Below are 25,596 nucleotides of genomic sequence, written 5' to 3' on the forward strand. Positions count from 1 at the left end.
TCTGTTCGCCGAGTGAACCGGATTCGACAGGGCCGTCTCCAACGCTGGAGGCCGACCGCACCGGCGAGACGGACTCGCACCAGGGCGGCTGAGGAGGTCGAGATGGACGACTTGGATGTTGTGATCGTCGGTCTGGGGTTCACCGGGTTGCCCACAGCAGTGGCCGCGGCGGCGGCCGGAGCGCGTGTCACAGGGCTGGACAGCTCCGCCGAGCGGATCACGGAAGTGGCTGGATCCCGGCCTGGGTGCGGTTTGCGGACCGTGTCGGAGGACGCCTTGCTCAGCGTGCTGTCGAGCGGTCGTCTTGCGGTGCGTGACATCGCCTTCGGTGTGCCCGCCGCCGACGTGCACGTGCTCTGCCTGCCGACCCCTCCCGATCACCGCGGAGGCGTGGACTTGCGTCCGCTGCTCGACGGCGTTCGCGCGGTCGGTCGGGTGCTGCGCCGAGGCGACATGGTCATCGTGCAGAGCACATGTCCGCCTGGGACAGTCGCGGAGCGAGTAGTGCCGTTGCTCGAGCGGATCTCCCGGTTCCGCGCCGGTGAGGACTTCCACGTCGCCTGCGCGCCGATGCGATTAGACCCGGGCAGCAAGTCGCACGCCCTCACGTCGATCCCGCGGGTTGTCGGGGGACACACCACCAGGTGCAGCAGGCTCGCCACCCACTTCCTGTCCGCGATGGCGGACGAGGTGGTCAACGTGGCCACCCCGTACGTGGCCGAGTTGTCGAAGATCTTCGAGAACACCTTTCGGATGGTCAACATCTCGCTGGTGAACGAGTTGGCCGCGGTCTGCCGGGCGTACGGGGTCGATGTGACCGAGGTGCTGCGAGCCGCGGGCACCAAGCCCTTCGGGTTCCTCGGGCACCGGCCGAGCGCGGGCGCTGGAGGTGACTGCGTGCCCGTGTCGGCACGTTTGCTGTCCACCGCGGCGCGACGTCGAGGATTGCTCAGCCCTCTGATCGACGCCGCGTTGGCGGTCAACGACGCGATGCCGGCGCACACCGTGCAGCGGTTGCGTGAGGCGGTCACGGCGGTGGCGCGAAAGCCGTTCCGGAACAGCAGGGCAATGGTGCTCGGCGTGACCTACAAGGCCGACACCCCGAACGTGCGCCAGTCCGCGGCGGTCGCGGTGATCGAGGAACTGCACCGGGAAGCGTCGGTCGGCTATCACGACCCGTATGTGCCGGAGCTGCTCCTGAGCGACGGCACCCGGCTCGTGAGCAGGGATCTCGGTGACGTCGCCGGTGTGGACTTCGTTGTCATCATGACGCCTCATCTGGTGTACGAGGACCTCTCGTGGCCGGGCGTGCCGGTGTTCGACTGCTCGACCGGTGAGCCGTGCCCGGTCGCGGTGCCCTCCCAGGCGGCAGCGGCATGACCGGCCAGTGGATCAGAGGTCCCATCGGACCGGACGCCGAGCGGCGCGTGACCGTGCCGGGGTGTCGAACCGTGCTGGTGATGGTGCCGCACTTCGCCGCCGGCACGCGGCTGATCTCCGACGTCGTGCCGCTCCTGTACAACGACCCGAGGGTGCAGGTGGTGTTCTCGGTCACCGACACCGGGCGCTGGTGGTATGGCACGGAGGAGTACGTGCGCCGGCAAGGGGGCATCGTCGTTCCTTGGCAACAGGCCACCCAGCACGACTTCGACCTGGTATTGGCAGCCGGGTACAACGATCTGGACCAGGCACGCGGACCTGTTCTGCTGCTTCCGCACGGTGCGGGCAACCTGGCGTCGCGTCGGTACAGCAGGCATGCGGGCCGGGATGCCCGGCCCCACGCCGGTTTGAGCCGCGAATCGCTCACCCGGCGCGGCAAGGTGCTCCCGGCGGCGATCGGGCTCACGCACGAGGACGAACTGGTCGCGCTGCGCGAGTCCTGCCCGGAGGCGCTGCACACCGCGGTCGTCGTGGGCGATCCTTGCCTGGACCGGATGACGACGAGCCTCCCCCTGCGGTCCCGCTATCGCGACATGCTGGGAGTCCGGGAAGAGCAGTGCTTGATCACCCTGAGTTCGACCTGGGCGCCCGATTCGGCGTTCGGTAGCGATATATCGTTGTGCCGCGCGCTGCTCGACCAGTTGTCGGACGACAGGTACCGGGTTGCGCTGGTGTTGCATCCGAACGTGTGGAGCGTGCACGGGCGGTGGCAGGTGAAGGCTTGGCTGCACGATTGTATAGAGGCGGGACTGCTGGTGATCCCACCCGACGAGGGCTGGCGGGCAACGGTGATCGCCAGTGATCACGTCGTGGGAGACCACGGCTCCACCACGCAGTACGCCGCCGCGATCGGCAAACCGGTGGTGCTGGCGTCCTTCCCCGATGACAACGTGCGCGTCGGCAGCCTGGCCGAAACGGTCCGCCAGAGCGCACCACTGCTGGACCGGACACGACCGTTGCTCCCTCAACTCGAGAACGCGGGCACGGGTGGTGCGGCACGCGTCGCCGCCTTGATGACATCACACCCTGGTACCGCCGCAGCTGCCCTGCGCAGGACCATGTACCGCTTGATGGACCTGCGGGAGCCGGACAAGGCGGCGGACACCGTGCAGGTGCCCGGCCCCGTTCCGCTGCCACCGGAGCGATCGTGATCGCGTGGCTGGTGGTGAACGGTCTGGGAGCCGGCCTCCACCGACTGGTCGTGGCCACGGGTGCCGGGTGCCTCGACCAGATCGTGATCGGTGAGGTCTGCCGAGCAGACCCCGCCGAGCTCGGGTTGGCCGACGTCCTGATCGAGCCGCCTCACGCGTCCAGCGCCGAGAGCTTGACGCTGATCGTGGTCGCCTTGGGGTTCCCCAAGCTGTCGAACAGGCGCTTTGCCTCTCCATAACGCTCGCGTGCCCGGGGGAGGTCGGCCGCGGCCTCGGCGACCTCCCCCAACAGCACCAAGACCTCGGCTTCGTAGAACGGCGCACCGACACGGCGGAGCAGGTCGAGGGCGGCTTCAAGCCTCTCCTCGGCCGAATCACGCCGCTCGCGGCGCAGTGCGATGGCGGCGACAGACATCAGACACCTCGCCCGTCCGACGTGATCGCCCAGCAGGTCCATCGCGTCGGCCGCCGCCACCAGCTCGGTCATCGCTTCGTCGTCACAGCCGAGCTCGAACAGGACCTCGCCAATCCTGCGAGCACACAGCGCCTCTGCCCGCGGCGGTCCGATGTGCCGGCGGATTCCCCTTGCCCGGGTCAAGCGTTCCAAGGCACCCGGCAGGTCACCCGCGCCCTGGGCCACACCGCCGAGCTCGGTGAGCGCGACTGCGACACCCTGGTCGTCTCCGTCCTCCTCTGCGATCTTCAGTGCCCTCAGCCCTTCCCTCTCGGCTTCCGGGAACTGGCGCAACGCGCCATGGGCGAAGACCAGCTGCGCGCGGAGCTTCGCCTCGGCGGCACGGTTCCCGCACCGAACTGCGGCGGGCACGCCGAGGCCGTGCAGCGCGAACCAGTCGTCATGGTGCCGGGAATGCAGGTAGAAACCCCACATCGCCTCACAGAACTGCCAGACCAGGTCGTCGTGACCCAGGTCATGGGCGACCCGACACGCCTCACGCAGATTCGTCCTCTCCTTCTCCAGCCACAGCAAGGCACTCCGGTGTGTCGGAAACAGTGATCGGCGGTCGTGGTACCTGGGGCCCACCCGGTGCCGCGTCGGGCGCAACACCAGATCGGCGTCCACCAACCGATCCAGGTACCACTCCACCAGGCGTCGAAGAGCCGCGTCCCGCTCGCTGGGGGACACTCGGTCGGCGTGTCGGCGGGCGTGGAGCCGCAGCAGGTCGTGGAAGCCGAACCGGTCGTCGCCCACCTCGGTCAAGAGGTTCTTCTCCACCAGTTCCTCCAACAGCTGCTCCACCACCGGGATCGGCTCACCGACCGCCGCGGCGGCGGCTTCGACGCCGAACGACCCCCTGGGATGCAGAGCGCACAGGCGGTAGACCCGGGCGTGTCGAGGCGGCAGCTCCACGTACGACAGGTCGAACACCGCCTCGACCGACACTTCGTCGTTCAACGTCAACGTCGCCAGGCGTTCCGCGCGCAGCGAGCCGACCTCCTTCGACAGCGACCGCCGAGGACGGGTCGACAGGCGTGCGCCGATCACGGACAACGCGATGGGCAGGCCCGCGCAGAGGTGCGCCAGTTCGCGGGCCGCATCGGGTTCTGACCTGACGCGCGAGCCCACCGCCCGTTCGAGCAGCTCCAACGACGCGTCTTCGTCGAACGATCCGACCTCTGCGAACCGGGCTCCGTCCACGGCCAGGCCGCCCAGCCGCCAACGGCTGGTCACCACGACGGCACTGCGCGTCGAGGTTGGGAGCAGCGGTCGAACCTGTGCCGCGGAGATGGCGTTGTCCAAGAGCAACGCCACGGCCCGGTCCGCGGTGAGGGTGCGGAACACCGCCTGTCTTCGGGCCAGTCCTGACGGAATCTCCGCAGACGGCACGCCCAACGCGAGGAGAAACCACTCAAGCACCTCTTCAGGGGTCGTCGGTCCGCCACGGGCGCTCGAAGCCAGATCCACGTACAGCTGACCGTCGGAGAAGAGCGACCTGGCACCGTGGAGCCAGCGCAGAGCCAAGGAAGTCTTGCCCACCCCACCCGGCCCGCTGATCACCACGAGCAACGCCTCGTCCGCTTCCAGCCAACCGTCCAACGCCGCGAGCTCCCGGCTCCTGCTGGTGAACAGCTTCGGCGCGGGCGGGAGCTGGAACGGGATCATCGGCTGCCGGCGCGGGCCGTGGAAGTGCACCGACCCGATGCTGCCCGCCTGCACCACCTGCCCGCTGACCGTTCCTGACATGGAATTGTCGCTGCTGTACGGCAAGTCGCACCCCTCCCCTGAGCTCGCCCTCCACCGCAACACGAGACAGGCGGTGGGACAACAGACAGGAAGAGTGGTTTCGGCCGCCAAGTCGGCCACTGGTCCCAAGTTAGGGGGTGGTTTCGGTAACGAACGGATAACGGCCAGGTCGCGGACCGAAGACGGTACGTATGCCACTGTGTCCACCGCCCACCGGCGGTCGGGGTTCCACGCAGGACTTGCGCGTACCTACGACGAGGTGACACATCCATGACGCGAAACCAGGGGCGGCACCGCTTCTCCCGGCGCACGAAGCTGACTGCCGGCGTGACCGGGTTGGCGCTCACGATCGGCCTGGCCGTCGCGATCAGCACCACCGGTGATCAGGGCACCGCCCAGGCGGACGGGGCGGACATCTCCCTGTTCACCGACATCACCAAGCAGCAGCGCAACGTGCAGGCACCCCGGCCGCAGCGGGGCGCCAGCACCGGCACGTTCACGGTGGACTGCGGTCGCAACGAGAACGGCCACTTCAACCCGGACAACTTCATCGCCCAACCCGGTGTGCGCAACGGCGCCGAGCACCTGCACGACTACGTGGGCAACGTGTCGACCGACGCGGACTCGACCGACGAGAGCCTGCTCGAAGCCGACACCACCTGCAAGAACGGTGACAAGTCGGCCTACTTCTGGCCGGTCGTCCGGATCGACCGGGAGGACGAGGACGAGAAGCCCGGCGAACCGGCCGCCGCCGAGGTCGAGTGCCCGGACGTCAAGCGGAAACTGCGCAACGTGCCGCGCCAGGCCAAGGCCGAGGTCGACCGCAACCTCAAGGCGCTCCAGGACCAGATCACCGAGGCCAACGCGAAGTTGAAGGCCGCGGCGGACGTCAACGACGCGAACTTCGTCAACAACGCCGTCCTCCGGCCCTTGCGGGACAAGCGGACCGCGACGATCGACCGGATCGTCCAGGCCGTCGACCGGGTAGCGGAACGCCCGCGCGGGCTGAAGAGGCTGGCCCCGTGCACCGTGAAGGACGGCGACGCCAACGACGCCGTGGTCGCCGAGGCGGCCCGGGAAGCCGCACCGGACGCGCCGGAGAAGGGCGACGGCAAGAGCGCAGGCGACGAGAACGAGTTGCCCGGCAACGAGGGTGAGATCCAGCGGCCCGAAATCGTCGACATCACGTTCCGCGGCAGCCCGGTGGACAAGGTCGAGGCGATGCCGCAGTTCCTCCGCGTCCTCTACGGCGACGCGAAGGTCTCCACGAACGGTCCGAAGAACGCGCGGAAGTCGTGGACCTGCACCGGGTTCGAGGACAAGGTCCAGCTGGACAAGTACCCGATCTGCCCGGAAGGCAGCAAGGTCAAGCGCGTGCACGACTTCGCCAGCTGCTGGGACGGCAAGAACACCGACAGCGCCAACCACCGCGACCACATCGTCTACCCGAACGGGAACGGCAAGTGCCCCAAGGGTTTCAAGGCCGTGCCACAGCTGCGGATCAGCCTGACCTACGACATCCCGCGGGACGTGCAGGTCGCCGGGCAGTACGCCGTGGACGCCTTCCCGCAGGAGGAGCACAACCCGTTCTCCGACCACGACGACTTCGCGAACGTCATGTCCGAGGAGATCATGGACCGGCTGGTGGACTGCCTGAACTCCGGCCGCAGGTGCAGGGAGTGACGACGGTCCAGGCGAACCGCAGGGTGATGCTGTTCACCGACGTGATCACCGGCTCGTGGGCGGCCTCGGTGAAGGCCTGCGCCGACGCCCCCGGTGCACCGGGCTCGACTTCCTCACCCACTGCGAGATCCCGGTCGCCGACATCGCCGTCGCGATCGAGGAGTTCCTCGCCACCGGACAGCGCCCGACGCTCCTCCCGTGGCAACAGATGAGGTGAGGAGGCCGCCATCCCCGACCCGCGCGGCGGCCGGTCGGGGATGGCGCCGGCCCGGGTATGAGCGGCAGCAGCTGCCTGGCTCCAGCAGCCTTGGGCTCCGATGACGGCGTCGGCCCGCACCGGTCAGAACGAGCCTCCGGCTGCGGTGGCTTCTGCTGGCCGACCTGTCGGTTTGCTGTAGAGGGCTCGTGGAGCCCTCGCCCGGCCACGCGAGCTGCGCAAGACTCCGGATCGCCTCACAAGCGAAGAAGGAGTGGTCATGTCTCGGACACTCGGTGCGCTGGCCGCCGTGGTGCTGGGGGTCTCCTCCCTCATCACCGCCGCGCCCGCCACCGCAGAGCAAGCACACCCGACCTTCCCCGCCGAGTTCCCGCTGCCCGACGGGTTCCTGCCCGAGGGCATCGCGATCGGCGCCGCACCGACCGCCTACTTCGGCTCGCGCGCCGACGGGGACCTGTTCCGGGTCGACCTGCGCACCGGGCGCGGCGAGGTGTTCAGCCAGGGGCCGGGGACGGCCTCGGTCGGGTTGAAGGTCGACGGGCGCCGGAGGCTGTTCGTGTCCGGCGGCGCGGGCGGTGACGGGAGGGTTGTCGACGCGCGGACGGGAGCGGTGCTCAAGTCCTACGAATTCGTGAACGGCACGAACACTTTTGTCAACGATGTCGTGATCACCGGTGACGCCGCGTACTTCACCGACTCGCGCCAGGCGGTGCTGTACCGGGTCGCGTTCGGCCGGCACGGCTCGCTGCCCGACTCGCACACCGCCATTCCGCTGACCGGCGACTTCGTCCTCACACCGGGCGTCAACAACGCCAACGGCATCGCGGAGACCCCGGACGGCGAAGCCCTGTTGATCGTCCAGAGCAACACCGGGCAGCTGCACCGGGTGGACGTGGAATCGGGTCGCACGACGGTGGTCGACCTCCAGGGCGAGGTGCTCACCAACGGTGACGGGCTATTGGTGGAGGGCCGCACCCTTTACGTGGTGCAGAACCGGCTCAACATGATCGCGGTGTTCACCTTGGCCGCGGACGGCACTGCCGGAAAGCTCGTGACCAAGATCACCGACGCGCGGTTCGACGTGCCCACGACCGTCGCCTCCTTCGGTCACCGGCTGTACCTGCCGAACGCCCGCTTCACCACGCCGCCGACGCCGACGACGACCTACAACGCGGTTTCGGTTCCCGGGATCTGAAAGTCGGGGGCCGATGCGGAGAAGTTCACATCGGCCCCCTGTTCCTGGCGTCACTCGACTGGGTAACCTGACCGTCGCGTCGCGCAAGTGATCGCTGTCTCTTCGTAATGATGATCTTCTGAGTGTTACCGTTCCGTCGCCGATCGGGTGAAGAAGAGGCAGTGGCATTAGTGCTACGCCTGACCTGCCAACGGACGAGGCTGCGGAGCGCTGTGAAGCAGAAGAGCACCACGGAGACGAACTACAAGACGATCCGTTCACGACTTACCGGCGTCGTCGTCGTCCCCAGCATCGTCTTGCTCATCATGTGGGCGCTGTTCTCCTCGTACACCGTGTTCGACGGCTTCTACCTGCGCGCCGTCGCCTCCGGTGTGAAGGACGCGTCGATCCCGGCGGTCGAGACGTTCGCCGCGCTCCAGAAGGAGCGCGAGCTGAGCATGACGTCGCTGAGCCAGCCCGACCGCGGCACCAGCGACCTCGAGGTCCAGCAGGGCGAGACCGACCGCGCGGTGACCGGGATGCGCACGGCGTTCAACGAGCTGGCCGCGCAGGCGCCGCAGGAGATCGTCGACCGGATCAACGCGCTCACCGTGCTGCTGGACCAGCTGCCGCAGCGCCGGGCCGCCCTCGAAGCGAGACGCGCGTCCAAGACCGAGATCTACACGTACTACAACAACCTCCTCGACGCCGGTCACGCCCTGTTCAGCGTGCAGGCCCGGGTGGTGCCCGACCACGAGTCGGTGAAGGGCGCGATCATCGCCCCCGAGTACTTCAAGGCCGCCGACTGGATGTCCCGCGCCACCTCGCTCGCCTCGGGGGCGCTCGCGGCGGGACAGTTCACCCCCGAGGAGCACCTCGAGTTCGCCGGCCTCGTCGGCGCCTACCACTCCTCGTACGAGTCGATCGCCCCCTACGCCCAGCCCGAAGTGCGCGAGCACTACCAGTTCATGATCGAGGGCGACGACTGGAAGCGGCTGGTCGAGTTCGAGGGCAAGCTGATCCAGAACGCCCAGAAGCCGTCGAACGCCGGGTCGCTCCAGGACTGGCAGAGCATCAGCGGCCCGGTCTCCACCGAGCTGACCGCGCTGGTCAACGAGCAGGCGGCCAGCGCCGTGAACCTCACGATGGAGCGCGGTGAGAGCAAGTTCCGCACCGTGCTCATCGGCAGCCTGGTCGCGCTGCTCGCCGTGATCATCGGCATCCTGATCGCGATCCGCACGTCGAACCGCCTGGTCAACCGGGCCCTGATCACCCGCCTCACGTCGTTGAAGAAGGACTCGCTCCAGCTGGCCCACGAGCGGCTGCCCGACATCGTCGAACGGCTCCGCGACGGCAAGCACGTGGACGTCGAGGTCGAGGTGCCGCCGCTGGACTACGGCAGCGACGAGATCGGCCAGGTGGCCGACGCGTTCAACGCCGCCCAGTACACCGCCGTCGCCGCGGCCGTGAAGGAGAGCCAGGCCCGTGAAGGCGTGAACCGGGTCTTCCTCGACATCGCGCACCGCAACCAGGGCCTGGTGCACCGCCAGCTGAAGATCCTGGACAAGCTGGAGCGGGAGGAGGAGAACCCCGAGCAGCTCGACGCGCTGTTCCAGCTCGACCACCTCGCCACCCGCGCCCGTCGCAACGCGGAGAACCTGATCATCCTCGCGGGCGAGCAGCCGGGCAGGCAGTGGCGCAAGCCGGTCCGCCTCCTCGACGTGCTGCGCGCCGGCGTCGCCGAGACCGAGCAGTACGTCCGGGTCAAGGTGAACCCCGTGCCCGACACCGCGCTGGTGGGCGCGGCCGTCGCCGACACGATCCACCTGATCGCCGAGCTGGTGGACAACGCCACCGCGTTCTCCTCGCCGCGTTCCCAGGTGCAGGTGCACGCCAACGAGGTGCCGCAGGGCATCGTGGTGGAGATCGAGGACCACGGCCTCGGCATCAACCCGGAGGACCGCGAGCAGCACAACGCGATGCTGGCCGACCCGCCGGAGTTCGACGCGATGCGGCTGCGCGGTGAGTCCCGGCTCGGCCTGTTCGTGGTGGCACGCCTGGCGGCCCGCCGCGGCATCCACGTCGAGCTGCGCGAGTCCCCCTACGGCGGCACGTTGGCGCTGGTGCTCATCCCGTCCGCGATCGTCGCGGGCCCCACCACGGCGACCGAGGCGGCCGAGACCCGCCAACTGCCACGCCGCAGTTTCCACGACATTCCCGAGCAGGGCGACGACTCAGTGCGAGACGCCAGGTTTCCCGACAGTTCCCGAGACTTGGAAGGGTTCTGGGCCCAGGCCGAGGCCGCGGTCAACGAGGATCCCCTTCCAGAGGTCGAACGACTGAGCGGCGGGCTGGACCTGTCGCAGCGCAGCGGCGAGCTGGAACTGCCGCAGCGGAAGCGGGCCACGTCCGAGTGGCCCGCGGCGGATTCGGAGTCGGCCAACGGCAGCGCCGACCGACCCGAACTGCCCAGGCGGCGCAGGCAGCAGAACCTGGCGCCGCAGTTGGTGCGCAACGATTTCCACCCTTCGCCCGAACCGCTCGCCGAGGTCGACCCGGAGCAGTCCGCCGAGAAGGTCCGCAAGGGCCTGTCGGCGTTCCAACGGGGCACACGCGACGCCCGTCGGACACCCGACGACCTCGAACCCTGACCAGCAGCAGTGGCCGGACGACTGGAAACCGGAAAGGCAACCCGATGAACGACATGACCAGCCAGCACAACGAACTGAACTGGTTGTTGGAGGACCTGGTCTCCCGGGTGGTCGGAGCTCGGCACGCGGTGGTGCTCTCGGCGGACGGTCTGCTGCTGGGCCGCTCGCCGGGGCTGTCCAAGGACGACTCGGACCACCTGTCCGCCATGGCGTCGGCGTTCCAGAGCCTGGCCCGCGGCACGGGACGGCACTTCGGTGGCGGCGCCGTGCGGCAGACCATCGTCGAGATGGAGCACGCCTACCTCTTCGTCACCGCGGCCGGGCACGGTGCGTGCCTGGCGGTCCTCGGCGAAGAGGACTCCGACATGGGCATGATCGCCTACGAGATGAACATGCTCGTCAAGCGCGTCGGCACCTACCTGTCCTCGGCGCCGCGCGGCACCGCCGCCGCGAGCCTGCCCGCCGCCCGAAGGTCGTCCTGATGGCGGGGAAGGACTGGTGGTACGACGAGGCCGCGGGCCCGCTGGTCCGCCCGTACGCGATGGTGCGCGGTCGCACGCGCCCGCTGCGGCCGGAGCTGCACCTGGTGACGCAGGTGCGCGCGATGCCGTCGCCGTCGGACCCGGACGCGCTGGCGGTCGAGCACATGGAGATCATGGAGCTGTGCCGGCGGCCGTTGTCGGTCGCCGAGGTCGCCGCGTACCTCGACGTGCCGCTGGTGGTCGTCAAGGTGTTGTTGAGCGACCTCATCCAACGCGGTGACGTCGTGATCCGAGACCCTTCCCGAGTCCCGCAGGTGCCGGACCGGAACTTGCTGCAGGCGGTGCTGGATGGTGTCCGTGGAATCTGAGCGGCCGGGTGGGGAACTGCTGGTCCCCACCCCAGTGAAGATCGTCATCGCCGGTGGTTTCGGCACCGGGAAGACGACGATGGTCAACTCGGTCAGCGAGATACCGCCGCTGCACACCGAGGAACTGCTCACCGAGGCCGGTGTCGGGGTCGACGACGTGGTCGGCCTGGAGGCCAAGGAGACCACCACGGTGGCCCTGGACTTCGGCCGGATCACGATCAACCCGGAAGTGGTGCTGTACCTGTTCGGCACCCCCGGCCAGAACCGCTTCTGGTTCATGTGGGACGAGCTGGCCTACGGCGCGATCGGCGCGGTGATCCTGGTCGACACCCGGAGGCTGGACAGCAGCTTCCCGTCGATCGACTTCTTCGAGCGGCGCGGCATCCCGTTCATCATCGCGGTGAACTGCTTCGAGGGCGGGCACGCGTACGAGGCGGAGGAGGTGCGGCGGGCACTGGACGTCGACGCCGCCATCCCGCTGGTGCTGTGCGACGCGCGGGACCGCGAGTCGGCGAAGACCGTGCTGGTGAGCCTGATCCAGCACACCATGGACCGGCTCGACGCGATGGCTTAGGGAACCGTTCCACGCGGTTCCCCGCCTGGGGCACCGCGTGGCGCGGTCGCGGCTCGACCCGGTCTCCGCCGAGCACCGGGTCACCGTTCTCCCAGGGGTGGGCCCCGGCTTCGGGGCGCAGTCGCTCGACAACCGCCGCTGCCGAACGGCGGGCGTGGGCGACGGAAACTGTCGCCCACGCCCGCCGACGAGAGGTCTGCACCACCGGTTCGGCTTCCTACGCCACCGGTTCGAGCTTGCAGTTGAAGTGCCGCAACAGCTTCGGCACGTGCGTCAACCGGTACCCCGGCACCCGGTCGGGCGCCTTCGCGATCTCCGCCAGCGTCTCGCCGACGTACTCCAGGTGGCTCTGCGTGTAGACCCGCCGCGGGATGGCCAGGCGGACCAGCTCGTACGGCGCGGGCTTCAGGAGTTCGCCCTCGTCGTCGAGTTCACCCAGGTACAGCGAACCCAGCTCGGCGCACCGGATGCCGCCCGCCAGGTACAGCTCGCTGGCCAGCGCGAACCCCGGGAAGCTGCTCGGCGGCAGGTGCGGGAGCAGGCGGCCGGCGTTCAAATACACCGCGTGCACCCCGGTCGGCCGCACGCTGTCGACGCCCGCCGCCGCCGCGAGCCCGGCCACGTACGAGGTCGCGTCGGCCCGTGCCCGCAGGTACTCCGGGTCGGTCACCTCCCGCAGCCCCTGCGCCAGCATCTCCAGGTCGCGACCGGACAGTCCGCCGTAGGTGCGGAAGCCCTCGGTCGCGATCAGCAGCGACTCGCACTTCGCCGCCAGCTCCGGGTCGCGGAGCGCGAGCAACCCGCCGATGTGGACGATGGCGTCCTTCTTCAGGCTCGCCACGCACCCGTCGGCCAGCCGGAACGCCTCCTCCGCCACCTGGCGCGGAGTGTGGTTCTCGTATCCCGGCTCCCGCTGCGTGACCAGCCACGCGTTCTCCGCGAAGCGGGCCGCGTCGAGGAAGAACGGCACACCGTGGCGGCGGGCGATCTCACCCGCGGCCTTGATGTTGCCCATCGACACCGGCTGTCCGCCGAAACCGTTGTTGGTGATGGTGATCACCACGACGGCGACGTCCCGCCGACTGGAGAGGGTCGCTTCCAGCGCATCCAGGTCGATGTCGCCCTTGAACGGCGCGTCGCTGTCGAGGTCGTCGGCGGCCCGGCACGGCAGGTCGACCGCCTCGCCGCCGACGATCTCGACGTTCGCGCGCGTCGTGTCGAAGTGGGTGTTGCTGACGCTGACCTGGCCGGGCTTGATCAGCGCGGTGAACAGGATCCGCTCGGCCGCACGTCCCTGGTGGACCGGGAAGGCGAACGGGAACCCGGTCAGTTCCGTCACCACGTCGTGGAACCGGTGGTAGGAGCGCGCACCCGCGTAGGTCTCGTCACCCCGCATGCCCGCCGCCTGCTGCTCGGCGGACAGGGCACCGGTTCCCGAGTCGCTGAGCAGGTCGATCGTCACGTCGGTCGCGGCGAGGTTGAACGGGTTGTACCCGGCTGCGACCAGCGCGCGCTCGCGGTGCGCGCGTGTGGTGATCGGGATGGGCTCCACGACCTTGATGCGGTACGGCTCCATGATCGGCACGGTGACTCCTAGACAGCCAGGCTGATCGAACGCGGCGTGGCCACGTCGTAGGCCTCGGACGAGAGGTAGACGGTGATTCCGGGGCGCGGCCTGCCCATGCGCAGCGACACGTGGGCGATCAGGCCGACGCCCTCGTCCAACGGTCGGCGTGCGACGGTGCGCAGGGCGTTGTCGAACTGGGTGGGGTCGAGGTCGTACTTGGCCATCACCGCGAGCACCCGTCGCCGGGCCTCTTCGTCGTCGGTGACGTAGTCCCTGATCGGCACGTACAGGGAATAGCCGCTCGGCGCGTCCGCGTCGCCGTCCAGGAACGTGTAGCTGGAAATGAGCGGACGCTTGTCGAACGTTCCGGTGTTGCCCCCCGTGAGCAGGCAGAAATCGGGCACCCTGTCCACATCCACCCCGCGTGCCGCCTTCGCCGCGCGAGTGACGTCGGTTACTTCCGCGGCGTGGTGGGAGATGTACGCCTTGACCCGCGCCCGCTGTTGTTCGACCAGGTCGAGCGCGAAGAAGGAATACCTGTCAAGTCCCGGCCTGGTCATCGCGCTGTCCCGCATGGTCCGGAAACCGGCGGCGAAACCGGTCCGGTCCAGCGCTTCCCGCATGACCTCCTCGGCGGCGGACTCGCCGCGCACGTCCGGGTTCAGGTAGACCTTCACCGTGGGTGCCGCGTCGGCGCGGAACACGAGTGAATACCAGAACGTGAAATCCCGTGCGGGATTGTCCGGCAGGAACAGGCTCCGCACCGCGTCGAAACGGCTGGTGTCCAGGTTGCCGCGGCGCGTCATGCGGTCGAGCGAGGCGAGCGCCGCCGACATGTTCGCGATGCGGGATGGCCTGGCCGCGGTGGGTTCGACGATCATGCGGACGACCGGGGGCTCGTCCGCCGCGAACGCCGTGGAGAACTCCACCGGGGTGTGGTCGTCGGCGACGTCGGAGGGCCAGGCCGGGCTGGTGGAAACCGGGCGCAGGCCACCCGGGCCGAGCGCGTCCGCCAGTAGCCCGACGGATTCCAGGGTATTGTCCGTGATGCCCACAGAATGCAGGAGGGCACTCAACTGGCGGCCCGTGAAATCGCGTATGGAAACTTTTTGAGGGTCCAAGGCGGGGTTCTCCTCGTGGGGGGCGAGTCGAAAAGTTACGCTAGGCGAAGCAATCTTGTCCACCGGTTGGCCGTAGCGTGACGTAGGGCACTCTAAAGGCAGGCCACGGGTTCTGTCGATCACTTGCCAAGCGGTGGGCCCCGGTAATCGAGACTGCTCCGAACGGCCTATTGACTAGCCGTCCGTCATTCTTTCGCACTAATATCCCGACGATCTTCGATGACGGATCGTGGCATTTTGTTCCAGCCGTCCCGTGGGGTACGGTCGAGCGTTCGCCGCTAATGCGTCCCGCCATTCAAGACGCTGTTGTCAATTGTTCGCCGTCTGTTCGACCGTGACTCGCGCGCACGTCGTGTGGTAATGCCCCGGACACGCGAACGGGGCCGCCGACCACCGTGGTCGACGGCCCCGCGGGCGAGGGGTCAGGACGCGTAGTCGTAGAACCCGCGCCCGCTCTTCTTGCCCAACAGCCCCGCGTCCACCATGCGCAGCAGCAACGGCGGCGGCGAGTACAGCGGCTCCTTGAACTCCTCGTACATCGACTCGGCGATCGCCTTGGTGGTGTCCAGGCCGATCAGGTCGGCCAGGCGCAGCGGACCCATCGGGTGCGCGCAGCCCAGCACCATGCCGGTGTCGATGTCCTCGGCGCTGGCGAACCCGGACTCCAGCATCCGGATCGCGGACAGCAGGTACGGGATCAGCAGGGCGTTCACCACGAACCCGGCCCGGTCCTGCGAGCGGATGACCTCCTTGTGCAGGACGCCGGTCACGAACGACTCGGCCCTGACCCTGGTCTGGTCACCGGTCAGCAGTGACGGCACCAGCTCCACCAGCTTCAACACCGGCACCGGGTTGAAGAAGTGCACGCCGATGACCTGCTCGGGCCGGCTGGTGGCCATGCCCAGCTTCATGATCGGGATCGAGGAGGTGTTGGACGCGAAGATCGCGTTCCGGTCCGCGACGACCTTGTCGAGCGTCGTGAACACCTCGGTCTTGACCTGCTCGATCTCCGCGACGGCTTCCACGACCAGGTTCCGGTCGGTGAAGTCGGCGAGGTCGGTGGTGAACCGGAGGCGCTCCAGTGCGGCGTCCCGGTCCTCGGCGGACAGCTTGCCGCTGCGCACGCCCTTGCCGAGCGAAGAGGCGATCCGCCCTCGCGCGGCTTCGGTGGCGTCCGGGCTGACCTCGGCCACCAGCACGTCGAGCCCTGCCCGCGCGCAGACCTCGGCGATGCCGGAGCCCATCAGGCCCGCGCCCACCACTCCAACACGTTGAATGTCACTCACCCCCTGATCCTGCCAGGGCGCCCTGCCGACAGCACCTACCCGGGCCTCGTGCTGGGGTTTTCCGCAGTCGATCGGGTGGTCGTCCTCATCCCCGGACGCCGTCGCGCCGGCTAGCGTCGGCCGCATGATGATCAACACTGCGATCGCCGGGGTCGTGCTGACCCTGGCCGGCACGTTCCCCGCCCTGGACGGGTGGGTCGAGCAGGGGTGGGCGTCCGGCGCCCTGCTGTCCGTGGAGGACTCCTCGGGCACCCGCGCGGACGCGGCGGGGGAGGCGTCGGTCGGCGGGTACTTCCGGATCGGCAGCGCCACCAAGACCTTCGTCGCGACCGTCGTCATGCAACTCGTCGACGAGGGCAGGGTCGGGCTGGACGATCCCGTGGACCGGTACGTGGCCGGCGTGCCGCGGGGCGGTAACGGCGACCGCATCACCGTCCGCCAGGTGCTCAACCACACCAGCGGCCTCTACGACTACGCGCACGAGGAGGGCTACTCGACCAACCGGTGGCGCGGTGCGGACCGGTTCCGGTCCTACCAGCCGCAGGAACTGCTGGACGTCGCCTTCAGCCAGGACTCCTACTTCGACCCGGGGCAGGGCTGGCACTACTCGAACACCAACTACATCGTCGCCGGGATGCTGGTCGAACGCGTGACGGGGCGTGCCTACGGCGACGAGGTCCGCTCGCGGATCCTGCGCCCGCTCGGACTGTCGCGCACCACTGTGCCGGGGCAGTGGCCGGGCCTGCCGCACCCGCACGCCCGCGGTTACACCGAAGTGGACGGACAGCTGGTCGACGCGACGCTGATGAACCCGTCACTGGACTGGGCCGCCGGCGAGATGATCTCCACCGCGGACGACCTCAACCGGTTCTTCGACGCCCTGCTCGGCGGCAGGCTCACCAGCGCCGCGTCCCTCGCGGCCATGCGGCAGACCGTGGACACCGGCACGGTGTTCGCCTACGGCCTGGGGTTGCAGCGGTTCGACCTGCCGTGCGGCCGGTCGGTGTGGGGTCACGGCGGCGAGCTGATCGGCTACCTCACCTACGCCACCCGTGCCGACGACGGAAGGCGGGCCACCCTGTCCTACAACCCGTTGCCGGGCAAGGTGCCGGCCGAGGCCGTCGTGGGGTTGTTCGGCACGGTCTACTGCTGACCACCGGCCACGGCGTGCGGCCGGCTGCGGGCGATCAGCCCGTGGTGCCGAAGTCCTGGGTCCAGTAAGGCTTGTTGTTGCCGTCGACGGCGTAGCCGATGCCGAGGTCGCGCAACTCGCAGTTGACGATGTTCGCCCGGTGGCCAGAGCTGTTCATCCACGCCCGCACGACCTCGTCCGCGGTCGTCTGGCCGGCCGCGATGTTCTCGGCCACCATCCGGTACGGGTAGCCCGCGTCGGTGACGCGCTGCGCGGGTGTGCTGCCGTCCACCCCGGTGTGGCTGAAGTTGCCCGTCCGCGCCATTTCGAGGGTGTGCCTGCGCGCCGCGGCGTCCAGCTGTGCGCTCGACGTCAGTGCGGGGCACCCGGCGGCGACCCGTTCGTTGTTGGTCAGAGCGAAGACCTGCTGCTCGTAGATGGGCGCGGCGGTGGCCGTGGTGGCGGTGATCGGGGCGGTCGTGACGAGCAGTGTCGCGATGGCCGCTCCGGCCGTGAACGTCTTGGATGTCATGGTATGCCTCCTGTCCGTCGGTGGCCCCGTCACAGGGGTTCCCACTTCCGGGAGGACTTGCGTTCCACGATCGGTGGAACCGGGTGGCGGTGTGCCACCCGGTTCCACACCGGTCAGTCCTTGAGCTCCTCCTGCGCCTGCGCGATCGCGGCGAACTCCTCCTCGGGCGCGGAGGCCACCAGGTGGTGCCGGCTGTAGAACCAGAAGTACGCCAACGCCACCACGACGATGGCCGCCGTGATGCCGGCCGCCAGTTCGTCCACGAAGAACGTGGCCACCACCGCCGCCACGGCGAGCACCAGCGCCACACCGGTCGTGGCGATGCCGCCCGGCGTCCGGTACGGCCGCTCCAACCCGGGTTCACGTACGCGCAGCACGATGTGCGACACCATCATGAGCACGTACGACAGCGCCGCGCCGAACACGGCAATGTTGATCAGCAGTGCGCCGTCCCGCGTCACCGCCGCCAGCACGAACCCGATCGCACCCGGTACGACCAGCGCCAGGTACGGCGTCTTGCGCTTCCCCGTGCGGGACAGCCACCGCGGCAGGTACCCGGCCCGCGACAACGCGAACAGCTGCCGCGAGTAGGCGTAGATCAGCGAGAAGAAGCTGGCCACCAACCCGGCCAGGCCGACGTAGTTCACCACCTGCGCGAGCAGGTTGTCCCCGCCGTACGCCGCGCGCACCGCCGCCGGCAGCGGGTTGTCGGACCCCTTCAGCACCTCCGAGCCCGCACCACCCGGCGCGAACACCAGGATGGTGCCCGCGAACACCAGCAGCACCAGCATCGCGGCGATGATGCCGCGCGGCATGTCCCGCTTCGGGTCGCGCGCCTCCTCGGCCGCCAGCGGCACGCCCTCGACACCGAGGAAGAACCAGATGCCGAACACCAGCGCACCGAGCGCGCCCGTCACCCCGAACGGCAGGAAGCCGCCGCCCTCGGCCAGGTCGAACAGCTTCGCCGAGTCGAACTTCGGGACCATCCCGACCACGAACACGGCCAGCGCCACCACCGCGACACCCGTGATGACGAACATCAGCCGCAACGCCTCGCCCACGCCGTACAGGTGCACCCCGACGAAGACCAGGAAGCACACCAGGTACACCGGCCACGAGTTGGTCAGCCCGAACAGCCCCAGCGTCTCCACGTACCCACCGATGAACACCGCGATGGCCGCCGGCGCCATGGCGTACTCGATGAGGATCGCGATACCGGTGGCGAACCCGCCCAACGGCCCCAGCGCACGTCGGGCGAAGCCGTAGCCACCGCCGGCAACGGGCAGTGCGGCGGCCAGTTCCGCCAGGCCGAACACCATGCAGGTGTACATGGCGCCCATCAGGATCGTCGCGACGAGGAGCCCGCCCCAACCGCCCTGTGCGATGCCGAAGTTCCACCCGGCGAAGTCGCCGGAGATGACGTAGGAGACACCCAGTCCCGCCAGCAGCACCCAGCCCGCGGCGCCCCGCTTCAGCTGACGGTGCTCCAGGTAGTCGCTGCCCACCTTCTCGTACTCGACGTGTTTGGCCATCTGCGCTCGCTCCCTAATGGGTCAGTCGCGCTCCTTTGGAGGGTGGTTGGAGGGTGGCGTGGACCACATGATGGTGTCAAGATGAGGTGTCCAATGGCTCGCTGACATACCTTTGGAGGTACTGCGGATGCTCGCCGTGGAGGAGTTGCGCGTGCTCGTGGACGCCGGGGAGGTCGACACGGTCCTGGTCGCCGTCGTGGACATGCAGGGCCGCCTCCAGGGCAAGCGCTGTGCCGCGCGGTACTTCGTGGACGAGGTCATGGGGCACTCCGCCGAGGGCTGCAACTACCTGTTGGCGGTGGACGTCGAGATGAACACGGTCGGCGGCTACGCCATGTCGTCGTGGGACAGCGGCTACGGCGACTTCGTCATGCGGCCGGACCTCTCCACGCTGCGCCGCGTGCCGTGGCACGAGGGCACCGCGCTGGTCATGTGCGACCTGGTCTGGGAGGACGGCGGGCCTGTGGTGGCCTCACCGCGCCAGATCCTCAAGCGCCAGCTCGACCGGCTCGCCGAGCGCGGCCTGCGCGCGTTCGTGGGCACCGAGCTCGAGTTCATCGTCTTCGACAACACGTTCGAGGACGCCTGGGATCGCGGTTACCGCGGCCTCACCCCGGCTAACCAGTACAACGTGGACTACTCGCTGCTGGGCACCGCGCGGATCGAGCCGCTGCTCCGCGCCATCCGCAACAACATGGCGGGCGCGGGCATGGTGGTCGAGTCGGCCAAGGGCGAGTGCAACCCGGGCCAGCACGAGATCGCGTTCCGCTACACCGAGGCGCTGGCGACGTGCGACAACCACAGCATCTACAAGACCGGCGCGAAGGAGATCGCGGCGCAGCAGGGCAAGTCGCTGACGTTCATGGCGAAGTACAACGAGCGTGAGGGCAGCTCCTGCCACATCCACCTCAGCCTGCGCTCGGACGACGGCGAGCCGGTGTTCGCCGAGGACCGCGGCATGTCGAAGCTGATGGAGCACTTCCTGGCCGGCCAGCTGGCCGCGCTGCGCGAGCTGACGTACTTCCTGGCCCCGAACATCAACTCCTACAAGCGTTTCATGCCAGGCAGCTTCGCGCCGACCGCGGTGGCGTGGGGCAAGGACAACCGGACGTGCGCGCTGCGCGTGGTGGGTCACGGGCAGTCGCTGCGGTTCGAGAACCGGGTGCCCGGCGCGGACGTGAACCCGTACCTGGCCGTCGCCGCGCTGATCGCGGCCGGTCTGCACGGCGTGGACAACGAGCTGCCGCTGGAGGACGAGTTCGTCGGCAACGCCTACGCGTCCGACCGGCCCACCGTGCCGTCCACGCTGCGTGATGCCGCGTCGCTGCTGGCGAAGAGCGACCTGGCGCGGGAGTCGTTCGGGCAGGACGTGGTCGAGCACTACCTCAACGCGGCCCGGGTGGAGCTGGCCGCGTTCGACTCGTCGGTGACGGATTGGGAGCGCATCCGTGGTTTCGAACGGCTCTAGCCGCTCCGGTGGCCCCGCCGCTCGGGGTGGCAGGCCGCTGATCGGCGTCAGCACGTACCTGGAACGCGCGCGGTTCGGCGTGTGGGACGTGGAGGCGGCCGTGCTGCACCGGGACTACCTCGACTCGGTCGTGCGCGCGGGCGGCAACCCCGTGCTGCTGCCGCCGGTCGGCGAGTGGGACGCGGACGCCATCGGCTTCCTCGACGGCCTGGTGCTGGCGGGTGGCGCGGACGTGGACCCGTCGCGGTACGGGCGGCCACGCGACCCGCGCACCGGTCCGGCGCGACCGGAGCGGGACGCGGTCGAGCTGAGCCTCACCCGCGCCGCGCTGAAGCTCGACCTGCCGCTGCTCGCGGTGTGCCGGGGCATGCAGGTGCTCAACGTGGCGTTGGGCGGCACGCTCGTCCAGCACGTCGAGGGCCACAACCCGGCGCCGGCGGTGTTCGAGCACACCGGCATCGCGGTGGCCCCCGGTTCGCGGCTGGCGGGGGTCGTCGGCCTGGCCACCACCGTGCACTGCCACCACCACCAGGCGTTGGACGTCGTCGGTGACGGCCTGCGGGTGGTCGCGGGCGCGCCGGACGGGACCGTCGAGGCGGTGGAGCTGCCGGGTGCGAGTTTCGTGCTCGGCGTGCAGTCGCACCCGGAGGCCGACAGCGAGGACGACCGCTTGTTCGCCGCACTGGTCGACGCGGCATCCGATCGGGACAGGGGAGTGGAGTGACGACGTTCGACGTGATCAACCCGGCCACCGAGGAGGTGGTCCGGTCGGTGCCGCTGGCCTCGCTGGAGGAGACCGACGCGGCGATCGCCCGTGCGTCGGCGGCGCTGCCCGCGTGGCGCGCGGTCGCGCCGGGAGACCGGGCCAGGATGCTGCGGCGGTTCGCGGAAGCGGTCGACGGCGCGCTGGAGGAGTTGGCGGCGCTGGAGGTGCTGAACTCCGGGCACACCATCGGCAACGCGCGGTGGGAGGCCGGGAACGTCCGGGACGTCCTGCACTACTACTCGGCCGCGCCGGAACGGTTGTTCGGCAAGCAGATCCCGGTGCCGGGCGGGCTGAACGTGACGTTCCACGAGCCGGTGGGCGTGGTCGGCGTGATCGTGCCGTGGAACTTCCCGATGCCGATCGCCGCTTGGGGTTTCGCGCCCGCGTTGGCGGCGGGGAACACGGTGGTGCTGAAGCCCGCCGAGCTGACGCCGTTGACCGCCTTGAAGCTGGCCTCTCTGGCGCTGGAGGCGGGGATCCCGCCGGACGTGTTCCAGGTGCTGCCGGGGGCGGGGACGGTGGTGGGGCAGCGGTTCGTCACGCACCCGGACGTGCGCAAGGTCGTGTTCACCGGGTCGACGCGCGTGGGCAAGCAGATCATGGCAGGGTGCGCCGAGCAGGTGAAGCGGGTGACGCTGGAGCTGGGCGGCAAGTCGGCCAACGTCGTGTTCGCCGACGCGGACCTGGAGCGCGCCGCCGCGACGGCGCCGTACGGGGTGTTCGACAACGCGGGCCAGGACTGCTGTGCGCGGTCGCGCATCCTGGTCGAGGCTTCGGTGTACGACGGGTTCATGGAGCTGCTGGAGCCGGCGGTGAAGGGTGTCGTGGTCGGCGCGCCGGGGGACGAGGCGACCGAGATGGGGCCGCTGATCTCGGCCGCGCACCGGGAGAAGGTTGCGTCCTACGTGCCTTCCGACGCGCCGGTGGCGTTCCGGGGTTCGGCTCCTTCAGGCGCGGGTTTCTGGTTCCCACCAACGGTTCTGGCACCGGTCGGGCGCGGTGACCGCGCGGCGGTCGAGGAGATCTTCGGGCCGGTGGTGGCGGTGCTGCCGTTCACCGACGAGGAGGACGCGGTGCGGTTGGCCAACGACAGCTCGTACGGGCTGTCGGGGTCGATCTGGACGCGGGACGTGGGGCGGGCGCTGCGGGTGTCCCGCGGCGTCGAGGCCGGGAACCTGTCGGTCAACTCGCACTCGTCGGTGCGGTACTGGACGCCGTTCGGGGGGTTCAAGCAGTCCGGGCTGGGGCGCGAGCTGGGGCCGGACGCGCTCGACTCGTTCACCGAGACCAAGAACGTCTTCATCGCTCACTGATTTTCGGGGCATCACCGATGCTGGTTGGGAGAGAACGTGGTTCAGCGACTTGAGGGCCGGGTGGCCGTGGTCACCGGCGGTGGCAGCGGCATCGGGCTGGCGTCGGTGCGGCGGCTGGCGTCGGAAGGCGCGCGGGTCGTCGTCGCCGATGTCGACGGGGAGTCCGGCAAGGCGGCGGCCGACGAGGTGGGCGGGCTGTTCGTCCAGGTCGACGTGACCGACGAGGAGCAGGTGTCGGCGCTGTACCGGTCTACTGTGGACACGTACGGTGCACTGGACATCGCGTTCAACAACGCCGGGATCTCGCCGCCGGACGACGATTCGATCCTGACCACGGGCATCGAGGCGTGGGACCGGGTGCAGAAGGTCAACCTGACCTCCGTCTACTTGTGCTGCAAGTACGCAATCCCGCACATGCTGGAAGGAGGGCGCGGCTCGGTGATCAACACGGCGTCGTTCGTGGCGACGATGGGCGCGGCTACCTCCCAGATTTCGTATACGGCGTCCAAGGGCGGGGTGCTGGCGATGAGCCGGGAACTGGGCGTGCAGTTCGCGCGGCAGGGGGTGCGGGTCAACGCGCTGTCACCCGGGCCGGTGAACACGCCGTTGCTGCGCGAACTGTTCGCGAAGGACCCGGAGCGGGCCGCGCGGCGGTTGGTGCACGTGCCGTTGGGGCGGTTCGCGGAGCCGGAGGAGATCGCGGCGGCGGTGGCGTTCCTGGCCAGTGACGACTCGTCGTTCATCACCGCCTCGAACTTCCTGGTGGACGGCGGGATCGCCGGTGCCTACGTGACACCGCTGTGATGCCCGTGCAGGACGCGTTGTTCCGCCCCGTGCGGGCGGGCAACGCGTTCGAGGAGACCGTGGAACGGCTCATGCAGGCGATCCGGCTCGGGGTGGTGGGGCCGGGGGAGCGGCTGCCCGCGGAACGTGACCTGGCGACCCGGTTGGGCGTCAGCCGGGTGACGTTGCGCGAGGCGATCAGGTCGTTGCAGGACGCCGGGTACGTCGAGTCGCGGCGCGGGCGTTACGGCGGGACGTTCGTGAACTCGCCGCTGCCCGTGCCCGCGCCGGACCGTCGGGTCGACCCGGAGGAGCTGGCGGACGCGTTGACGTTGCGGGCGGCGGTGGAGACGGGTGCGGCGGAGTGCGCGGCGGCCCGTGCGCTGGGGCCGGTCGAGCGGCGGAACCTGGTGGCGCGGCTGACCGAGTGCCGGGACGCGACGGTGGAGGAGTACCGGCGCAAGGACTCGCGGCTGCACCTGGCGATCGCGGAGGCGACCGGTTCCCCGTCGCTCACCGCCGCCGTCGCCGACGCCCGGACCAGGGTCAACGCACTGCTGGACCGCATCCCGCTGCTGGCGCCGAACCTGGCGCACTCGAACGAGCAGCACGACGTGATCGTGGCGAACATCGTGGCGGGCGAGCCGGAGGCCGCGCGGCGGGCGATGGCCGAGCACCTGGACGGCACGGCACTGCTGCTGCGCGGCTTCCTGTCCTGAACGTCGGTGCGTCGTCCCGGGCTCAGCGCTCGAACTCGCGCTCCGGGATCCACTCGGGCCCGCGCTCCGACCCGCGTTCCGAACCGCCGCGTTCCGAACCGCCGCGCTCCGGTCCACGCTCGGACCTGCGCTCGGGAATGCGCTCCTCGAACCGCGGGTGGCCGGGGTGACCGGGCCGGTCGAACCCGACGCCGTACCGGGGGTGTTGGTGGTGACGGTCCGCCAACGCCACGATCCCGCCACCGAGCACGAGCCCGAGCAACCCGACCGCGACGAGTTGGGTGGCCCGGTGCCTGACGACCCTGCCCACGGCCGCGCCCTTGCCCGTTGCGGGCCGGCTGTAGGCGGGATGCGGCACGCTCGGCCCCGGTTCACCTGCTGCACCGGCTGCCGGCTGCGCCCCCGCGCCCACTCCACCTGCGGCACCGGCCGACTGCGCTTCCGCGCCCACTCCACCTGCGGCACCGGCCGACTGCGCCCCCGCGCCCACTCCACCTGCGGCACCGGCCGACTGCGCCCCCGCGCCCACTCCACCTGCGGCACCGGCCGACTGCGCTTCCGCGCCCACTCCACCTGCGGCACCGGCTCCCGGCTCCGCGGCCGTTTCACCTGGGGCACCGGTTCCCGGCTGCGCACCTGCCCCCTGTTCGCCCGGGGCACCGGCGGTCGGCTGCGCGGCGGCTCCCGGTGCGCCTGCGGCTCCCGCAACCGGCTCTGTGGTCGCGGCTGACGCACCGTGAGTTCCGGTGGCCGGCTGCGCACCTGCACCCGGTTCGGTTGGGCTCGACCCCGGCGTCTCCATGGGTGTGGTGGGCGTCCGATCTGCCGGTGACGTGGGGTTTCCCTGCCCTGGTTGTCCCTCGGGCTGCGGGGACGGTTGCTGCGGGTCTGGCATTGGCGGAACTCCTGCTCTCCCGTGCGGATGGACGCCGTCGTGCTCGTCGACGCCATGATGCGCGGTCGACCTGAGTGGATCCTGATCGTCGGCTGTACGCCGGCTGTGAACGACCGTCGTCAGCATGTGTTGACGATCGCTCAGGCGTCAGCATATGTTGACGAAATGTCCACGATCGCCGATCTCGACCAGGCCGCGCACGGTGCGGACCCGGACGCCGGCCTGCGCGCCGTGGCCCGCCTGCGCCGACTGGTGGAGCAACTGGAAGCCGAGCACGTCGCCGCCGCACGCCGGGCCGGCTGGTCGTGGCGCGACATCGCCACCCGCCTGGGCGTCACCAAGCAGACCGTCCACCGCAAGTACGGCCGAGAGGACTGACCCCCGTGTTCAAGGGCGACCACCCCGACCTGGAACCCACCCTCGACCGCGCGCTCCGACTAGCCCTCGACCTCGGCCACCCGCGCACCGGCAGTGAACACCTCCTAGCCGCCCTCGCCACCCCAGCCGCCAGTCCACCCAGCACCACCCGCCACTCCCAC

24 protein-coding genes are annotated in these 25,596 nt (G+C 69.6%); 17 read left to right on the forward strand and 7 right to left on the reverse strand.

The genetic code is table 11. The annotated features are described in order from the left end of the window. Positions 1 to 102: 102 nt before the first annotated feature. Positions 103 to 1,380 carry a nucleotide sugar dehydrogenase gene (locus OQ02_RS22055; protein ID WP_063747120.1) on the forward strand — a complete coding sequence of 426 codons (1,278 nt, stop codon included), beginning with the start codon at positions 103 to 105 and terminating at the stop codon, positions 1,378 to 1,380. An 80-nt stretch (positions 1,381 to 1,460) separates the two neighbouring features. Next, positions 1,461 to 2,591: a hypothetical protein gene (locus OQ02_RS22060; RefSeq protein ID WP_331281547.1), complete on the forward strand. Its 1,131-nt coding sequence runs from the start codon at positions 1,461 to 1,463 to the stop codon at positions 2,589 to 2,591. 151 nt (positions 2,592 to 2,742) lie between these two features. On the opposite strand, the gene OQ02_RS22065 is transcribed toward OQ02_RS22060, so the two are convergent. Next, a complete protein-coding gene (locus OQ02_RS22065) occupies positions 2,743 to 4,914 on the reverse strand; it encodes an NB-ARC domain-containing protein (protein WP_156077205.1) in 2,172 nt (723 codons plus the stop codon). A gap of 150 nt (positions 4,915 to 5,064) precedes the next feature. On the opposite strand from OQ02_RS22065, the gene OQ02_RS22070 reads away from it, so the two are divergent. From OQ02_RS22070 to OQ02_RS22095, 7 genes are all read left to right on the forward strand, one after another. Continuing rightward, positions 5,065 to 6,477: a DUF1996 domain-containing protein gene (locus OQ02_RS22070; protein WP_033440405.1), complete on the forward strand. Its 1,413-nt coding sequence runs from the start codon at positions 5,065 to 5,067 to the stop codon at positions 6,475 to 6,477. Between the two features lie 55 nt (positions 6,478 to 6,532). Then, positions 6,533 to 6,694 (forward strand): Imm1 family immunity protein, encoded by a 162-nt coding sequence (locus OQ02_RS42555; RefSeq protein WP_081915835.1) that lies wholly within the window; start codon positions 6,533 to 6,535, stop codon positions 6,692 to 6,694. Between the two features lie 259 nt (positions 6,695 to 6,953). Continuing rightward, positions 6,954 to 7,889, forward strand: a complete 936-nt coding sequence (locus OQ02_RS22075) for an SMP-30/gluconolactonase/LRE family protein (RefSeq protein WP_033440406.1) — start codon at positions 6,954 to 6,956, stop codon at positions 7,887 to 7,889. Between the two features lie 212 nt (positions 7,890 to 8,101). After that, positions 8,102 to 10,519, forward strand: a complete 2,418-nt coding sequence (locus OQ02_RS22080; RefSeq protein ID WP_033440407.1) for a sensor histidine kinase — start codon at positions 8,102 to 8,104, stop codon at positions 10,517 to 10,519. A gap of 44 nt (positions 10,520 to 10,563) precedes the next feature. Beyond that, positions 10,564 to 11,001 carry a roadblock/LC7 domain-containing protein gene (locus OQ02_RS22085; RefSeq protein ID WP_033440408.1) on the forward strand — a complete coding sequence of 146 codons (438 nt, stop codon included), beginning with the start codon at positions 10,564 to 10,566 and terminating at the stop codon, positions 10,999 to 11,001. Beyond that, on the forward strand, positions 11,001 to 11,369 hold the full coding sequence (locus OQ02_RS22090; protein WP_033440409.1) for a DUF742 domain-containing protein: 369 nt from the start codon (positions 11,001 to 11,003) through the stop codon (positions 11,367 to 11,369). Before OQ02_RS22085 ends, OQ02_RS22090 begins: the two co-directional genes overlap by 1 nt. Continuing rightward, the gene (locus OQ02_RS22095; protein ID WP_063747121.1) at positions 11,350 to 11,943 is read left to right on the forward strand and encodes a GTP-binding protein; all 594 of its coding nucleotides are present in this window, start codon (positions 11,350 to 11,352) and stop codon (positions 11,941 to 11,943) included. The genes OQ02_RS22090 and OQ02_RS22095 overlap by 20 nt, the downstream gene beginning before the upstream one ends. A 217-nt stretch (positions 11,944 to 12,160) precedes the next feature. On the opposite strand, the gene OQ02_RS22100 is transcribed toward OQ02_RS22095, so the two are convergent. From OQ02_RS22100 to OQ02_RS22110, 3 genes are all read right to left on the reverse strand, one after another. After that, positions 12,161 to 13,519, reverse strand: a complete 1,359-nt coding sequence (locus OQ02_RS22100; protein WP_033440459.1) for a tryptophanase — start codon at positions 13,517 to 13,519, stop codon at positions 12,161 to 12,163. 17 nt (positions 13,520 to 13,536) lie between these two features. Further along, the gene (locus OQ02_RS22105; protein WP_033440411.1) at positions 13,537 to 14,631 is read right to left on the reverse strand and encodes a tryptophan dimethylallyltransferase family protein; all 1,095 of its coding nucleotides are present in this window, start codon (positions 14,629 to 14,631) and stop codon (positions 13,537 to 13,539) included. Positions 14,632 to 15,053: 422 nt separating this feature from the next. Beyond that, the gene (locus tag OQ02_RS22110) at positions 15,054 to 15,917 is read right to left on the reverse strand and encodes a 3-hydroxybutyryl-CoA dehydrogenase (RefSeq protein WP_051772638.1); all 864 of its coding nucleotides are present in this window, start codon (positions 15,915 to 15,917) and stop codon (positions 15,054 to 15,056) included. A gap of 124 nt (positions 15,918 to 16,041) precedes the next feature. Between OQ02_RS22110 and OQ02_RS22115 the strand changes: the two genes are divergently transcribed. Beyond that, positions 16,042 to 17,070: a serine hydrolase domain-containing protein gene (locus OQ02_RS22115; protein ID WP_051772639.1), complete on the forward strand. Its 1,029-nt coding sequence runs from the start codon at positions 16,042 to 16,044 to the stop codon at positions 17,068 to 17,070. Between the two features lie 34 nt (positions 17,071 to 17,104). Here the strand turns inward: OQ02_RS22115 and OQ02_RS22120 are convergent, their stop codons facing one another. Together OQ02_RS22120 and eat are read right to left on the reverse strand one after the other, a co-directional pair. After that, positions 17,105 to 17,581, reverse strand: coding sequence for a CAP domain-containing protein (locus tag OQ02_RS22120; protein WP_051772640.1), 477 nt, complete (start codon positions 17,579 to 17,581; stop codon positions 17,105 to 17,107). Between the two features lie 113 nt (positions 17,582 to 17,694). After that, a complete protein-coding gene (gene eat, locus OQ02_RS22125; protein ID WP_033440413.1) occupies positions 17,695 to 19,113 on the reverse strand; it encodes an ethanolamine permease in 1,419 nt (472 codons plus the stop codon). A gap of 127 nt (positions 19,114 to 19,240) precedes the next feature. Here eat and OQ02_RS22130 point away from each other — a divergent pair, with 127 nt between their 5' ends. The 5 genes from OQ02_RS22130 to OQ02_RS22150 are packed head-to-tail and all read left to right on the forward strand — an operon-like array spanning position 19,241 to position 24,162. Beyond that, positions 19,241 to 20,581 carry a glutamine synthetase family protein gene (locus tag OQ02_RS22130; RefSeq protein ID WP_033440414.1) on the forward strand — a complete coding sequence of 447 codons (1,341 nt, stop codon included), beginning with the start codon at positions 19,241 to 19,243 and terminating at the stop codon, positions 20,579 to 20,581. Beyond that, entirely contained in the window at positions 20,562 to 21,305 is a 744-nt protein-coding gene (locus OQ02_RS22135) for a gamma-glutamyl-gamma-aminobutyrate hydrolase family protein (RefSeq protein WP_051772641.1), read from the forward strand. Before OQ02_RS22130 ends, OQ02_RS22135 begins: the two co-directional genes overlap by 20 nt. Next, positions 21,302 to 22,660, forward strand: coding sequence for an aldehyde dehydrogenase family protein (locus OQ02_RS22140; RefSeq protein WP_033440415.1), 1,359 nt, complete (start codon positions 21,302 to 21,304; stop codon positions 22,658 to 22,660). Before OQ02_RS22135 ends, OQ02_RS22140 begins: the two co-directional genes overlap by 4 nt. Before the next feature lie 36 nt (positions 22,661 to 22,696). Beyond that, on the forward strand, positions 22,697 to 23,464 hold the full coding sequence (locus OQ02_RS22145; RefSeq protein ID WP_033440416.1) for a 3-oxoacyl-ACP reductase: 768 nt from the start codon (positions 22,697 to 22,699) through the stop codon (positions 23,462 to 23,464). Further along, positions 23,464 to 24,162 carry a FadR/GntR family transcriptional regulator gene (locus OQ02_RS22150; protein ID WP_033440463.1) on the forward strand — a complete coding sequence of 233 codons (699 nt, stop codon included), beginning with the start codon at positions 23,464 to 23,466 and terminating at the stop codon, positions 24,160 to 24,162. The genes OQ02_RS22145 and OQ02_RS22150 overlap by 1 nt, the downstream gene beginning before the upstream one ends. A gap of 22 nt (positions 24,163 to 24,184) precedes the next feature. Here the strand turns inward: OQ02_RS22150 and OQ02_RS41150 are convergent, their stop codons facing one another. Beyond that, positions 24,185 to 24,472, reverse strand: a complete 288-nt coding sequence (locus OQ02_RS41150) for a hypothetical protein (RefSeq protein ID WP_156077208.1) — start codon at positions 24,470 to 24,472, stop codon at positions 24,185 to 24,187. Positions 24,473 to 24,511: 39 nt separating this feature from the next. Here OQ02_RS41150 and OQ02_RS41155 point away from each other — a divergent pair, with 39 nt between their 5' ends. Together OQ02_RS41155 and OQ02_RS47185 are read left to right on the forward strand one after the other, a co-directional pair. Continuing rightward, positions 24,512 to 24,892, forward strand: a complete 381-nt coding sequence (locus OQ02_RS41155) for a hypothetical protein (protein ID WP_051772643.1) — start codon at positions 24,512 to 24,514, stop codon at positions 24,890 to 24,892. A 192-nt stretch (positions 24,893 to 25,084) separates the two neighbouring features. Further along, positions 25,085 to 25,435 (forward strand): helix-turn-helix domain-containing protein, encoded by a 351-nt coding sequence (locus OQ02_RS47185; protein ID WP_442973669.1) that lies wholly within the window; start codon positions 25,085 to 25,087, stop codon positions 25,433 to 25,435. The last annotated feature ends 161 nt before the right edge of the window (positions 25,436 to 25,596 follow it).

Source organism: Saccharothrix sp. NRRL B-16314 (assembly GCF_000716595.1).
Taxonomy (GTDB): Bacteria; Actinomycetota; Actinomycetes; order Mycobacteriales; family Pseudonocardiaceae; genus Actinosynnema.

Excerpts from the sequence above, each read along its gene's own strand:
- OQ02_RS22075 (WP_033440406.1), top strand. The coding sequence starts at position 6,954 with ATGTCTCGGACACTCGGTGCGCTGGCCGCCGTGGTGCTGGGGGTCTCC.
- OQ02_RS22085 (WP_033440408.1), top strand. The coding sequence starts at position 10,564 with ATGAACGACATGACCAGCCAGCACAACGAACTGAACTGGTTGTTGGAG.
- eat (WP_033440413.1), bottom strand. The coding sequence starts at position 19,113 with ATGGCCAAACACGTCGAGTACGAGAAGGTGGGCAGCGACTACCTGGAG.
- OQ02_RS22120 (WP_051772640.1), bottom strand. The coding sequence starts at position 17,581 with ATGACATCCAAGACGTTCACGGCCGGAGCGGCCATCGCGACACTGCTC.
- OQ02_RS41155 (WP_051772643.1), top strand. The coding sequence starts at position 24,512 with ATGCGGCACGCTCGGCCCCGGTTCACCTGCTGCACCGGCTGCCGGCTG.
- OQ02_RS22100 (WP_033440459.1), bottom strand. The coding sequence starts at position 13,519 with ATGGAGCCGTACCGCATCAAGGTCGTGGAGCCCATCCCGATCACCACA.
- OQ02_RS22115 (WP_051772639.1), top strand. The coding sequence starts at position 16,042 with ATGATGATCAACACTGCGATCGCCGGGGTCGTGCTGACCCTGGCCGGC.
- OQ02_RS22130 (WP_033440414.1), top strand. The coding sequence starts at position 19,241 with ATGCTCGCCGTGGAGGAGTTGCGCGTGCTCGTGGACGCCGGGGAGGTC.
- OQ02_RS22090 (WP_033440409.1), top strand. The coding sequence starts at position 11,001 with ATGGCGGGGAAGGACTGGTGGTACGACGAGGCCGCGGGCCCGCTGGTC.
- OQ02_RS22060 (WP_331281547.1), top strand. The coding sequence starts at position 1,461 with ATGGTGCCGCACTTCGCCGCCGGCACGCGGCTGATCTCCGACGTCGTG.
- OQ02_RS22070 (WP_033440405.1), top strand. The coding sequence starts at position 5,065 with ATGACGCGAAACCAGGGGCGGCACCGCTTCTCCCGGCGCACGAAGCTG.
- OQ02_RS22150 (WP_033440463.1), top strand. The coding sequence starts at position 23,464 with ATGCCCGTGCAGGACGCGTTGTTCCGCCCCGTGCGGGCGGGCAACGCG.
- OQ02_RS22095 (WP_063747121.1), top strand. The coding sequence starts at position 11,350 with ATGGTGTCCGTGGAATCTGAGCGGCCGGGTGGGGAACTGCTGGTCCCC.
- OQ02_RS47185 (WP_442973669.1), top strand. The coding sequence starts at position 25,085 with ATGGACGCCGTCGTGCTCGTCGACGCCATGATGCGCGGTCGACCTGAG.
- OQ02_RS22055 (WP_063747120.1), top strand. The coding sequence starts at position 103 with ATGGACGACTTGGATGTTGTGATCGTCGGTCTGGGGTTCACCGGGTTG.